This window comes from Amycolatopsis sp. NPDC051061, assembly GCF_040682935.1.
Taxonomy (GTDB): domain Bacteria; phylum Actinomycetota; class Actinomycetes; order Mycobacteriales; family Pseudonocardiaceae; genus Amycolatopsis.
Map to the genome: position 1 here is coordinate 1 of NZ_JBFBBZ010000040.1, position 12,748 is coordinate 12,748.

Below are 12,748 nucleotides of genomic sequence, written 5' to 3' on the forward strand. Positions count from 1 at the left end.
TACTCGCTACGACAAACTCGCCGTCCGCTACGAAGCTACTGTTCAGATCGCTGCGATCAACGAATGGCTCTGACCCACTTCGATACAGGCCCTAGGCGAAGAGACCTTCGCCCCAGTAGCCGGTCTTCGAGACGCCCGGCGGCACGGCGAAATGCGCCGAACCCGTGTGCTGGACGTACTCCATCATCGCGTCCTTCGACGACAGCGCTTGCTGCATCGGCACGTACTGCTTGCGGGTGTCCCGGTTGAACGCCAGGAAGAACAGCCCCGCCTCGAGGTGCCCGACGCCGTCGGAACCGTCGACGAAGTTGTAGCCGCGGCGCAGGATCCGCACACCGTTCAGCGCCTGGTGCGACGCCAGCCGGACGTGCGCGTCGTCGGCGATCACCTTCTCGCCGCCCGCGCCGCCGACGTCGAGGTCCAGCTCGTCGAACTCCGCGGTCTGGCCCAGCGGGGCGCCGGTGCCCTTCGTGCGGCCGACGATCTGCTGCTGGCCGTCGAGGGTTTCGCGGTCCCACGTCTCGATGTGCATCCGGATCCGGCGCGCCACCAGGTAGCTGCCGCCGGCCATCCACGCCGGGCCGTCGGCCGCCGTGGCCCACACCTGGTCGCGCAGGAAGTCGGTGTCCTCGGACTTGATGTTGTTCGTGCCGTCCTTGAACCCGAACAGGTTCCGGGGCGTCTGCTGCGCGCGCGACGTCGACGAGCTGCGGCCGAAACCGAGCTGCGACCAGCGGACCTCGGTGACGCCGAAGCCGAGCCGCACCAGGTTGCGGACCGCGTGCACCGCCACCTGCGGGTCGTCCGCGCAGGCCTGGATGCACAGGTCGCCGCCGCCGCGGGCCGGGTCGAGCTTGTCCTTCGGGAACAGCGGCAGGTCGATCAGCTGCGGCGGCCGCTTCCCCGCGAGGCCGAAGCGGCCGTCGAACAGCGACGGGCCGAAGCCGATCGTCAGCGTCAGGTGCGACGCGGGCAGGTCCAGCGCCTCGCCGGTGTCGCCGGGCGGCGCGTAGTCGCCGCTGCCGACCGCGCCGTTCGGCACGACCTCCTGGCCCGCCGTCATCCGGCGGGCCGCGTCGGTCCACGTCTTCAGCAGCTGTCGCAGCTTCTCGGGGTCCTTCGTGGTGACGTCGAGGGCCGCGAAGTGCAGGTTCGCCTGGGCCGGCGTGACGATCCCGGCCTGGTGCTCGCCGTGGAAGTCGACGGTGCTGACCGCCGCCTCGGCGCTGCCACCGGTCGCCTTGTCGATCCCGATGCCGGCGGCGGCTCCCGCCCCGGCGAGCGCGACACCCGCGCCCGCCAGGCCGAAGAGCTTCCGCCGTGATACCCGCGTGCCCTCTGCCGACGTCACTTCGAAACGACCTCCGCAACCTTGCTCAGCGGCTCGCTCAGGGCGTCGACGGCCGAGGCGAACTCCTTGACCTGGTCCTGGGACAACTCGTTGTAGAGCTTGTAGCCGTCACCGACGCGCGTCTTGTCCAGCAGGCCCTGGACGTTCGCGAACTCCTTGTCCAAAGTGGACACGAGAGCGGCGTCGCGCTGCTGCAGCAGCGGCCGCAGCGAGGCGATCGCGCCCTTCGAACCGTCCACGTTGGCCTGGAAGTCCCAGAGGTCGGTGTGCGAGAAGGTCTCCTCCTCGCCGGTGATCTTGCCGGTCGCGACCTCGTCGAGCAGGCCCTTCGCGCCGTTCGCCAGGTCGAGCGCGGTCAGCTCGAGGGTCTTCGACTTCGCGACCAGGTCCTTGACGTCGGTCAGCAGCTTGTCGGCGATCTTCGGGCTGTCGGCCTGCAAGCCGGAGACGTACAGGTCCTTCTCCAGCCGGTGGAAGCCGGTGAACTGCTGGCCCGGCTCGAGGTCGGCCTCGCGGACGTCGATGGCCGGGTCCAGGTCGCCGAACTTCTCCGCGACCGGCTCGATGCGCTCGTAGTAGATGCGCGTGCGGGCGTACGCGGCCTTCGCCTCGTCGACCTTGCCGGCCTTGACGAGGTCGACGAACTTGCCCGTCTCCTCTTCGAGTGCGGCGGTGTTGTTCGCGACGTAGTCGGCGTAGCTCTTGGTGGCCTGGGCCTTCTGCGCTCCTGTGTCGCTCTGCTTCGGCGCGCCGCCGGTGACGGTGAAGTCGCCGCGGATGCCGTCGCCGGCCATGCCCGGCTTGCACGCGGTCTGGTACTTGCCGGCGTCGGCGACCTCGACGATCAGGCGCCGGTTCAGCCCGGGCGCGATGTTCTCGACCTCGCCCAGGATCCGGTCGCCCTCGGCGTAGAGGTAGAACTCGGTGACCTTGGTGCCCTTGTTGGTGATCTCGAAGGTCAGGTTGCCCGCGTTCGCGGTGTTGACCGAGACGTTGCACGCGGTGTCGGACGCCTCGACCTTGACCGGACCGCCCGCCGCGGAGGTCTCGTTCCCGGTGCTGCCCTGGCTGTCGCACGCGGCCAGCGTCACCAACACGGCGGCGCCGGCCAGCACGGCCAGCGGGGTTCTGGGGGACTTGCGCACGGTCACTCCTTCGAGGCGGCCGCGGCGGCGGGCGCCGGCGCGGTCTTCTTGCTGGGCTTGAGGAAAAGGGGCAGCACGATGACGACGTAGGCGACCCACGCGACGGCCTGCAGCACGGTCGTCTGCTGCGAGTAGTTGAAGATGCCCTTGAGCAGGGCGCCGTACCAGGACGTCTCGGGCAGCGCGGTCGAGGCGTCGAAGGCCAGGGTGCCGATGCCCGGCAGGAACGCGGCCTCCTGCAGGTCGTGCAGGCCGTAGCCGAGCACGCCCGCGGCGACGAACACGAGCAGGACGCCGGTGATCGTGAAGAACTTCGCCAGGTTGAACCGCACCGCGCCCTGGTAGAGCAGCCACGCCAGGAGCACCGCCGCCACGATGCCGACGGCGAAGCCGATCAGCGGCTGCACGGTGTCCGACTGCGCGGTCTGGACGGCGGAGTAGAAGAACACCGCGGTCTCCAGGCCCTCGCGCCCGACCGCGAGGAACGACAGCAGCAGTACGGCCATCGGGCCGACGTCCAGCGCGTCGTCCATCTTCCCGCGCAGCTCGGCGGCGATGCTCTTCGACGCCTTGCGCATCCAGAAGATCATCGCCGTCACGAACACGACCGCGACGATCGACAGGCTCCCGCCGAGCAGCTCCTGGTGCTCGAACGACAGCTGGGCGGTCGTGTAGGTGAGGATCGCGCCGACGGCGATCGACAGCAGCACCGCGGCGCCGACGCCCGGCCACACCCAGCGCAGCGCGTGGCGGCGGTCGGTCTTGACCAGGAACGCCACCAGGATGCTGACGACCAGCGCGGCTTCCAGGCCTTCGCGCAGCCCGATCAGCGCACTCGAGAACAACACCGGTCCGCCTCCTGAGTTTTTTTCTGGGTCCAGGAAGTTTTTAGGTAAGGCTCACCTGTAAGTCCAGCGAGCGTACGTCCGCCCGAAACGATGCAATCGGACAAACAGGACTCGACTTCGAAGTTAGGTTAGGGTAACCGCAGGTCAGAGGCTTGCGCTTCGACTCGATAACGAATTTTGTGACGTCGCTGGCAGCGGACCTTTTTTAACCCTCCGCTTGCCTGATCAGGCGGTCGGGGGTCCCCCCTTGAGTGGCTCCGTAACCTGTTCGGGTGGCCGAAACCGCTCAGCCGACCGTCACGCCTCCGTCGTCGCCTCCGGGCGGCCCGCCCAGGCGGTACGTCGGCCGGGTGGCCCTCGCGCTCGGGCTCGTGGTCACCGGCGTGGTCCTCGTCCTCACGATCGGCATCCGGAACCCGGACGCCCCCGCCGCGCCGCCGCCGGCGCAACCGGCGTTGGCCATCCCGGAGCAGCGCCCGCAGCCCGGCGCCGAGTCGCCCCGCGCCGGGCTCGCCGCCCCGGTCGACCGCCCGGCGGTGTCCGACCAGGCCGAGCTGAACGCGTGGGCGACCCGCGTCGCGGACAAGACGCACCTCCCGCCGCGCGTGCTCGCCGCGTACGGCCGGGCGGAAATGTGGATGCAGCGGCAGAAGCCGACGTGCCACCTTTCGTGGGCGACGCTGGCGGGCATCGGCCGGGTCGAAGCCGGGCGCGGGGACTTCGACCCCTCGGCGGTCGGCGCGGACGGCCGCGTCATGAAGCCGGTGGTCGGCCCGCCGCTGGACGGCTCGCCCGGCGTCCCGGCGGTGCGCGACTCCGACGGCGGCAAGCTCGACGGCGACAAGGCGTGGGACCACGCGATCGGCCCGCTGCAGTTCCTGCCGTCGACGTGGAAGAAGTACCAGGAGCGGGCCAACGGCGACGGCGGCACGCCCGACCCCCAGAACGTGGACGACGCGGCCTTCACGGCGGCGCGCTACTTGTGCTCGGGCGCCGACGACCTGGGCACGCCGTCGGGCTGGTGGCGCGCGATCCTCTTCTACAACGCCGGAGTCGCCTACGGCCAAGACGTGTTCAGCGCGGCGGACGCCTACGCGGAGGCGAGCGTCGCGCCCTGAGTCACAGCTCCCGGTCGGCGAAGAACGGCGTGACGGCCATGAGCACCAGCAGCAGCAAGCCGGCGTAAGCACCCAGCGTGGCGAAGATCGACATTTCCGGTTCCTCCCTCATTCGGTCTGGAACCAGCTTCGCCGGAGGAGGGGGTGCCGCGGATCGGCCGAGGGGCCCGGCCCGATCGGCCGAAAGTCTGATCTCCGGCGGGCCGAACGGCCCTGGTGGTCAGGATTCGCGCAGCGCGATGTGCGCCTTGACCTCGCTGATCGCCTCGAGGTACGCCGGCACCGGGTTCATCGCCGCCGCCATCCGCATCTGGGCCAGCGCCTCGACGAACCGGCCGAGGCGCTGCAGGGTCCGGCCGAGGACGAACCGGGCGTAGTGGTCCGTCGGGTCCAGCTCCAGCACCCGGGTCAGCGCCTGCTCGGCGCGCCGCAGCTGGGCGGAGTGGAAGTACGCGCGCCCGGCCAGCAGGTGGACCGACGGCTTGTCCGCTTCGGATTCCAGCAAGGGCTGCAACGCCTTCAGCGCGTCCAGCGGACGGCGGCGACCCACCAGTTCTTCGGCCTGGCGGAAGGCATGGAACCGCGACTCCTCGGGAGGCTGCGAAGCAGCTGCGGCGTCCGTCATGGTCATCCCACGTTACCAATCCGGCCGAAAGTAGGCCAACACTTCGAGCGGCGCGCAGGCTCTGCCGCGGAGCCATTGGCCGTGACTGTGGCCGGGTTGGTAACCATCGGCGCAGTACCTCGGAAGAGGGGCTTGCACACGCCGCCGATCGGGACGTGATGGACTGTCCCGCCATGAGCAGCCCGTACCGGGGCCTGGCGCCCTACCTGTACTACTCCGACGCCACGGCGGCGCTCGCCTGGCTGACCAGGGTCTTCGGGTTCACCGAGGAGGTCCGGTTCTGCGACGGGGCCGGCGAGGTCTTCCAGGCGACGCTGCGCGCGGGCGACGCGCGGATCCAGCTCGCCGGCGTCGGACCGGACTACTGGCAGGCCAAGGGCGTCGACGGGCCGGTCGGCCAGCTCAACATCCTCTACGTCGACGACGTCGACGAGGCCTACGCGCGGATCGAGGCGGCCCTCGGCGACGAAGGCGAGCTCGACCCGCCGCAGGACCAGCCCTACGGCGCCCGCGTGTTCACCGTGGCCGACCTCGGCGGCAACAGCTGGACGTTCTGGCAGCAGACGTCCGAGACCGTGGAGCTGCCGCCGGGCTGGCAGGCGGTCCGCACCGACGGGTGAGCGACCGGCCGTGCCTCCAACGGGTGAACTGCCGCGACGGCTAGGCTGGGCGCGTTACCGCAGGCACGACGCACCGAGGAGCATGGCGTGGCTCTCATCGAGCAGGTAGGCGCGCGCGAGATTCTGGACTCGCGTGGCAACCCGACCGTCGAGGTGGAGGTGGCTCTCGACGACGGCACCCTGGCGCGGGCCGCGGTCCCGTCGGGTGCGTCCACCGGTGAGCACGAGGCGGTCGAGCTCCGCGACGGCGACACCGGCCGCTACAACGGCAAGGGCGTCGAGCGCGCGGTCGCCGCGGTCCTCGACGAGATCGGCCCGGAGATGGTCGGCATCGAGGCCGTCGACCAGCGGATCGTCGACCAGAAGCTGGTCGACCTCGACGGCACGCCGGCGAAGTCCCGCCTCGGCGCGAACGCCATCCTCGGCGTCTCGCTGGCCGTCGCGAAGGCCGCCGCCGAGTCGGCCGAGCTGGAGCTGTTCCGCTACCTGGGCGGCCCGAACGCGCACGTGCTGCCCGTGCCGATGCTGAACATCCTCAACGGTGGTTCGCACGCGGACAGCAACGTCGACGTCCAAGAGTTCATGATCGCGCCGATCGGCGCGGAGACCTTCCGCGAGGCCCTGCGCTGGGGCGCCGAGGTCTACCACTCGCTGAAGTCGGTGCTGAAGGGCCGCGGCCTCTCGACCGGCCTCGGCGACGAAGGCGGCTTCGCGCCGAATCTGGCGAACAACCGCGAGGCGCTCGACCTGATCCTGCAGGCCATCGAGAAGGCCGGCTACACCCCGGGCCGCGACGTGGCGCTCGCGCTCGACGTCGCCGCGACGGAGTTCTTCGCCGACGGCGCGTACACCTTCGAAGGCAGCAAGAAGAGCGCGGAGCAGATGTCGGCGTACTACGCCGAGCTGCTGCGCGACTACCCGCTCGTGTCCATCGAGGACCCGCTGAGCGAGGACGACTGGGACGGCTGGGTCACCCTGACCGCCGACGTCGGCGAGAAGGTCCAGATCGTCGGCGACGACCTGTTCGTCACCAACCCGGACCGCCTCGAAGAGGGCATCACCCGCCGCGCCGCCAACGCGCTGCTGGTGAAGGTCAACCAGATCGGCACGCTGTCGGAGACGCTCGACGCGATCTCGCTGGCCACGTCGTTCGGCTACAAGTCGATGATGAGCCACCGCTCCGGCGAGACCGAGGACACGTTCATCGCCGACCTCGCGGTCGCGACCGGCGTCGGCCAGATCAAGACCGGTGCCCCGGCCCGCGGCGAGCGGATCGCCAAGTACAACCAGCTGCTGCGCATCGAGGAGACCCTCGGTGACGCCGCCCGGTACGCCGGCGAGCTGGCCTTCCCGCGGTTCAGCGCCGAGGGCTGAGCCGGGAATGGCCGACCGGGGGAGGACGACGCGCAACCGCCGAGGCGGCGGCGGGGCTACGCGGGCCAACCGGCCCGCGCCGGCCCGCCGTCCCGAGGCGGCGCGGCGCCGCACCGGCGACGTGGAGACGACCCGGGCCCGGCTGCGCCGGAGCCTGGCGGCGAAGCGCGCGTCCGGTGCCGCGAAGGTGCTCGGCATGTCCACCACCCGCCGCGCGGCGGTGGTGGCGATCGTGGTGTGCGCGCTGGCGTTCACCATCGCCGTGCCCCTGCGGACGTACCTCGCCCAGCGGACCGAGATCCGCGAACAGCAGGCCCAGCAGGCCCAGCTGCAGCAGACGGTCGCCCAGCTCCAGGGCCGCAAGGCGGAGCTGAGCGACCCGGCGCAGATCGAGGCCGAGGCCCGGCGCCGGCTGCGGTACGTCAAGCCGGGCGAGACGCCGTACATCGTCCAGCTGCCCGAGGACAAGGCCCCGGACGCGGCACCGCAGCAGGGACAGCAGCAGGTCCCGGACGGCTCCTGGTACGAGAACCTCTGGAACCAGGTCTCCGGCGGCTGAGTCTCCAGCGCCCCAAGGTGGCCTTCGGTGCGTTCAACGCACCCAAGGGGCCCTTCGGTGCGTTGAACGCAACCAAGGCCACCTTGGGGCGCTGGCGGCCGGGAGCCCGGTCACGCTTAACCTTGACCGCGTGAACAGCACGCAGCAGCACCGGTTCGAGCCCGTCACCGACGCCGACCGCGAGATCATCGCGGAGCAGCTCGGACGGCCGCCGCGGGCGCTGCGGGCCGTCGCCGCGCGGTGCCCGGGCGGGCATCCCTCGGTGGTGCAGACCAGCCCGCGCCTCGAGAACGGCACGCCGTTCCCGACGCTCTACTACCTGACCTGCCCCAAGCTGAACTCGATGATCGGCACGATCGAGGCGTCCGGGATCATGAAGGAGATGACCGAGCGGCTCTCCGCCGATCCCGAGCTGGCCGCCCGCTACCAGCGCACCCACGAGACCTACCTCGCCGAGCGCGACGCGATCGAGCCGCTCGGCCACCAGGTCACCGCCGGGGGCATGCCCGGCCGCGTCAAGTGCCTGCACGTGCACGTCGCCCACTCCCTCGCGGTCGGCCCGGGGGTGAATCCGTTCGGTGACGAGACGCTGGAGCTGCTTAAGGCGAACGGGTGGCCCACGGGAGACTGTGCCGAGTAACGCTCGCGCGCCGTAAACAGATAACTGGGCTGGGTGAGCGAAAACCCCCGTCCGGCGAGATTCAGACTCCCGAAGGGGTGAAACCGCGCCCCGGGTACGGCAGGCTGTCACCCGAGGGTGGAAGAGGCGAGCCGGCCAGGAGGGTTTCGAGCTATGCGCGTGCGGCGACTGCCTGACGCAGTCGGGAGCCAGACCCGAAGATTCGGGATCCGCCACCGCACGGCGTACCCCCTGCTCACCGGCATCTTCGCGGTGGTCCCGGCGTTGCTCGCCGGCGGCGTCACCCTCGGCTGGCTCGGCGGCACCGGTGACCACACCCGCGACGCCGCGCTCGGCCAGGGCTACGACCCCGGGCACGCCGCCATCCAGCAGATCGCCGTCGACGGCACCCTCCCCGGCGCGCCCACCCCGCTGCCGCTCCCGGCGTACGAACTCCCCGACGGCCCCCTCGGCATCCCCGCCACCGCGCTCGCCGCGTACAAGACCGCCGCCGACATCCTCGGCCGCGAGCAGGCCGCGTGCCACATCGACTGGGCCCTGATCGCCAGCATCGGCCGGATCGAGTCCAACCACGCGCGCGGTGGGTACGTCGACGCGAACGGCACCACCCGCGAGCCGATCCTCGGCCCGGAGCTCAACGGCCAGGGCGCGTTCGCCGCGATCCCGGACACCGACCACGGCGAGCTCGACACGGACCCGGTGTGGGACCGCGCGGTCGGCCCGACCCAGTTCATCCCGGCGACCTGGCGCGGGTACGCCTCCGACGGCAACGGCGACGGCAAGTCCGACCCCAACAACATCTTCGACGCGGCCCTGGCCACCGGCCGCTACCTCTGCTCCGGCGGCTTCGACCTCTCGAACCCGGACCAGCTGCGCGGCGCGATCTACCGCTACAACAACTCCGACACGTACGTGAACACCGTGATCCTCTGGGCTGAGGCCTATCGCAACGGGATCATGCAGGTGCCGGACAGCACGGTCCCGATCGGCGCCCCGAACGCGGCGGCCGGCCCGCCCGTCCCGGCGATCCCGCCACCGCCGGTCCCGACGACGACGCCGAGCGGCGCGCCGCCGACGACCACGCCGACCGGCCCGCGCACGACGACGAAGACCACGCCGCCGTGCGCGTCGCCGACGACGGTCGTGACCACGACGACGGTCACGAGCACGACCACGACGACGACCCCGCCGCCGACGACGACCCCGCCGACGACCACGACCGATCCGACCACGACCCCGCCGCCGCCGACGCCGACGTGCGGGCAGACGGTCACCTCGGTCACCACGACGACCACCCCGACCACGACCACCGCGCCGCCGCCGAGCTGAGGAGTCCGCCCGGCGGGAGGTCGCGAATGACTCATTCGGGACCTCCGGCGCCGCGAATGAGTCATTCGCGACCCTTCGCGGGAGGCGAATGGGTGCCGTCGCCGCGCCGGTTAGGGTGATCGCATGCCTCGTGTTGCCGCGATCGACTGTGGGACCAACTCCATCCGCCTGCTCGTCGCCGAGCTGACGCCGCGCCACGACGGCACCGTCGACCTGCGCGACCTGCACCGCGAGATGCGGATCGTCCGGCTCGGCCAAGGGGTCGACGCCACCGGCGAGCTCGCTCCGGAAGCGCTGGAGCGGACGAAAGCCGCGCTCGCCGACTACACGGTCGCCGCCCGGCGCAAGGGCGTCGAGAAGGTGCGCATGGTCGCCACCTCCGCGACCCGCGACGCGAAGAACCGCGACGACTTCTTCCGCATGACGCGCGAGACCCTCGGCGTCGAGGCCGAGGTGATCACCGGCGACGAGGAAGCCCGCCTGTCCTTCACCGGCGCGGTCGGCGAGCAGGACCCGGACGACGGCCCGTTCGTCGTGGCCGACGTCGGCGGCGGCTCGACCGAGCTCGTCCTCGGCACCTGGGACGGCCGGCAGGCCGAGGTGCTCGCCGCGAAGTCCGTCGACATCGGCTGCGTCCGGATCACCGAGCGCGCGCTGAAGAGCGACCCGCCGACCGCCGACGAGATCGCCGCCGCCCGCGACCTGGCCGGCAAGGTCCTCACCGACGCGTTCGACGTCGTCGACGTCGCCCGCGCCAGCACGTGGATGGGCGTCGCCGGCACGGTGACCACGCTCTCGGCGATCGCCCTCGGGCTGCCGGAGTACGACAGCGAGCGCGTCCACCTCTCGAAGCTCGGCCCCGCGGACATCGACCGGCTCGCGACGCGCCTGCTGGCCGAAAGCCACGCCACCCGGGCCGCCAACCCGGTGATCCACCCCGGCCGCGTCGACGTGATCGCCGGGGGCGCGGTGGTGGTCCAGACCCTCGCCGAGCAGCTCGCGGCCCGCGGCGGCCCGACCGAGCTGGTGGTCAGCGAGCACGACATCCTGGACGGCATCGCCCTCTCGCTCGCGTGACGGGCCGCCCGGGTTCCGGTTCTGGCCACGCGCACCCCTTGACAAGCACCCCACCGACCCTTTCGGACATCCGAAAGGGCTTGTGCCACAACGGGAATCGAACACGAACCGAACGTGAGCGCGTGATGACCACGTGTCCGCGCTAGGCCGTTCGGAGTACCCGATTTCCTACCTTGGTTGTGCTCCAACCAGGTGGTCCTGACGGTCGTCACTGATTTGCAACACCGCAGTCCTGTGATCAGCTTCACCGCCCCCGATAGCGTGCGTCTCACCTTTCGGACAGACGGAGATGGAGGGGATCATGCGTCGTTCGCGCACGCTCTGGGGACCCACGGTGGTGATGACCTCGCTGGCGCTCGTGCTGGCCGCATGCGGCGGCGGCTCGGGCAGCTCCGCGGGTGCCGGCGAGACGAACCCGGACGGCACGGTCAGCGTCTACGGCACGGAACCGCAGAACGCGCTGGTCCCGACCAACATCAACGACCTCGGCGGCACCAAGGCGATCCAGGTCATGTTCGCGACGCTGGTCGGCTTCAAGGGCGCGGACGCGAAGCCGTTCAACCTGATGGCCGACTCGATCACGACGACCGACTCCAAGGTCTACGACATCAAGATCAAGCAGGGCTGGAAGTTCCACGACGGCACCGAGGTGAAGGCGCACAACTTCATCGACGCCTGGAACTACGGCGCCTACGCGCCGAACGGCCAGCTCAACACGGACTTCTACTCGAACATCCAGGGCTACCAGGACGTCCACCCCGCGGACAAGAACGCCAGGCCGGCCACGGACAAGATGTCCGGCCTGGTCGCCAAGGGCGACTACGAGTTCCAGGTGACGCTGGACGCGCCGTTCTCGGTGTTCGACATCAAGGTCGGCTACCAGGCGTTCGCGCCGCTGCCCGACGTGTTCTTCAAGGACCCCAAAGCCTTTGAGCAGCACCCCGTCGGCAACGGCCCGATGAAGTTCGTCTCGCGGACGCCGAACCAGGACATCAAGCTCACCCGCAACGACGACTACAAGGGTGACGACAAGGTCCACTTCAAGGACCTCGACATCAAGATCTACGCCAGCCAGGAGACCGCTTACCAGGATCTGCTGAGCGGGCGGCTCGACTTCATGGAGACGCTCCCGCCGTCGGCGGTCGCGGGCGGCAAGTACAAGGCCGACCTCGGCGACCGGCTCGTCACCGGCCACCTGCTCGGGATCAGCACCATCGCCCTGCCGTACTACGTGCCGGGCTACGACAACCTCGAACTGCGCAAGGCGATCTCCATGTCGATCGACCGGGCGCAGATCACCAAGACCGTCATGAACGACACCTACGTCCCGCTCGACGGCTACGTCGCCCAGGGCATCACCGGTGCCCGCTCGGGGGTCTGCCAGTACTGCAAGTTCGACCCGGCGGCGGCGAAGGAAGCCTTCGCGAAGTCCGGCTTCAAGGGCAAGCTGACCATCGCGTCCAACGCGGACGGTGGCCGCAAGGAGCCGCTGGTCGCGGCGTGCAACAGCATCAAGAACACCCTCGGCGTCGAGTGCGACTTCGTGCCGGCCACCGACTTCGGCCAGTGGCGCAGCATCGTCACCGGCAAGAAGCTGACCGGCATGGGCCGTTCGGACTGGTCCGCGGACTACCCGTCCATCGAGGACTTCCTCAACCCGATCTACAAGACCGGTGGGTCCTCGAACGACTCCGACTACTCGAACCCGCAGGTCGACGCGCTCCTGGCGCAGGCGGACGCCACCGCCGACAAGGACGCCGCGGTCAAGCTGTACCAGCAGGCCGAGGACCTGATCGCGAAGGACCTGCCGTCGATCCCGGTGTGGGACGAGGCGGGCGTCGCGGCGAAGTCGAAGAACCTCAAGTCCGCGGCTCTCGACTTCCGGCGCATGCCGGACTACCCGTCCATCGAGGTCCTGAAGAAGTGACGCGCTGATCTGCCGCAACCACCACCACGCCGTCGGGGGTGATTTAAAAAGGGTGGAACCCGGTTTAAACACAAACCCGCCCGCCCCGCCAAAGAACCGAAAAACCCCCCCAGTAGAACAGCAGACGGCACCACC

The 12,748-nt window shown here is 70.2% G+C and carries 12 protein-coding genes; 8 read left to right on the forward strand and 4 right to left on the reverse strand.

Annotation, left to right across the window (positions count from 1 at the left end):
- Positions 1-91: 91 nt before the first annotated feature.
- From efeB to efeU, 3 genes are read right to left on the reverse strand one after another with little or no spacing between them, the layout of a single operon-like run.
- Positions 92-1,351, reverse strand: a complete 1,260-nt coding sequence (efeB, locus tag AB0N03_RS38645) for an iron uptake transporter deferrochelatase/peroxidase subunit (protein ID WP_364382967.1) — start codon at positions 1,349-1,351, stop codon at positions 92-94.
- Positions 1,348-2,502 carry an iron uptake system protein EfeO gene (gene efeO, locus AB0N03_RS38650; RefSeq protein WP_364382970.1) on the reverse strand — a complete coding sequence of 385 codons (1,155 nt, stop codon included), beginning with the start codon at positions 2,500-2,502 and terminating at the stop codon, positions 1,348-1,350. The genes efeB and efeO overlap by 4 nt, the downstream gene beginning before the upstream one ends.
- On the reverse strand, positions 2,499-3,344 hold the full coding sequence (gene efeU, locus AB0N03_RS38655) for an iron uptake transporter permease EfeU (protein ID WP_364382973.1): 846 nt from the start codon (positions 3,342-3,344) through the stop codon (positions 2,499-2,501). The genes efeO and efeU overlap by 4 nt, the downstream gene beginning before the upstream one ends.
- A 371-nt stretch (positions 3,345-3,715) precedes the next feature.
- On the opposite strand from efeU, the gene AB0N03_RS38660 reads away from it, so the two are divergent.
- Complete coding sequence (locus AB0N03_RS38660; protein WP_364383170.1) at positions 3,716-4,462, forward strand: murein transglycosylase; 747 nt, start codon at positions 3,716-3,718, stop codon at positions 4,460-4,462.
- A 220-nt stretch (positions 4,463-4,682) separates the two neighbouring features.
- Here AB0N03_RS38660 and AB0N03_RS38665 read toward each other — a convergent pair whose 3' ends face one another.
- Positions 4,683-5,087: a tetratricopeptide repeat protein gene (locus AB0N03_RS38665; RefSeq protein WP_364382976.1), complete on the reverse strand. Its 405-nt coding sequence runs from the start codon at positions 5,085-5,087 to the stop codon at positions 4,683-4,685.
- Positions 5,088-5,260: 173 nt separating this feature from the next.
- On the opposite strand from AB0N03_RS38665, the gene AB0N03_RS38670 reads away from it, so the two are divergent.
- From AB0N03_RS38670 to AB0N03_RS38700, 7 genes are all read left to right on the forward strand, one after another.
- The gene (locus tag AB0N03_RS38670) at positions 5,261-5,707 is read left to right on the forward strand and encodes a VOC family protein (protein ID WP_364382979.1); all 447 of its coding nucleotides are present in this window, start codon (positions 5,261-5,263) and stop codon (positions 5,705-5,707) included.
- A gap of 87 nt (positions 5,708-5,794) precedes the next feature.
- Positions 5,795-7,081 (forward strand): phosphopyruvate hydratase, encoded by a 1,287-nt coding sequence (gene eno / locus AB0N03_RS38675; RefSeq protein ID WP_364382982.1) that lies wholly within the window; start codon positions 5,795-5,797, stop codon positions 7,079-7,081.
- 196 nt (positions 7,082-7,277) lie between these two features.
- Positions 7,278-7,640 carry a septum formation initiator family protein gene (locus AB0N03_RS38680; protein WP_086682701.1) on the forward strand — a complete coding sequence of 121 codons (363 nt, stop codon included), beginning with the start codon at positions 7,278-7,280 and terminating at the stop codon, positions 7,638-7,640.
- 130 nt (positions 7,641-7,770) lie between these two features.
- Positions 7,771-8,280: a DUF501 domain-containing protein gene (locus tag AB0N03_RS38685; protein WP_364382985.1), complete on the forward strand. Its 510-nt coding sequence runs from the start codon at positions 7,771-7,773 to the stop codon at positions 8,278-8,280.
- A gap of 153 nt (positions 8,281-8,433) precedes the next feature.
- Positions 8,434-9,609 carry a lytic murein transglycosylase gene (locus AB0N03_RS38690; protein WP_364382988.1) on the forward strand — a complete coding sequence of 392 codons (1,176 nt, stop codon included), beginning with the start codon at positions 8,434-8,436 and terminating at the stop codon, positions 9,607-9,609.
- 123 nt (positions 9,610-9,732) lie between these two features.
- Complete coding sequence (locus AB0N03_RS38695) at positions 9,733-10,686, forward strand: Ppx/GppA phosphatase family protein (protein ID WP_364382990.1); 954 nt, start codon at positions 9,733-9,735, stop codon at positions 10,684-10,686.
- Positions 10,687-10,975: 289 nt separating this feature from the next.
- Complete coding sequence (locus tag AB0N03_RS38700; RefSeq protein ID WP_364382993.1) at positions 10,976-12,613, forward strand: ABC transporter substrate-binding protein; 1,638 nt, start codon at positions 10,976-10,978, stop codon at positions 12,611-12,613.
- The last annotated feature ends 135 nt before the right edge of the window (positions 12,614-12,748 follow it).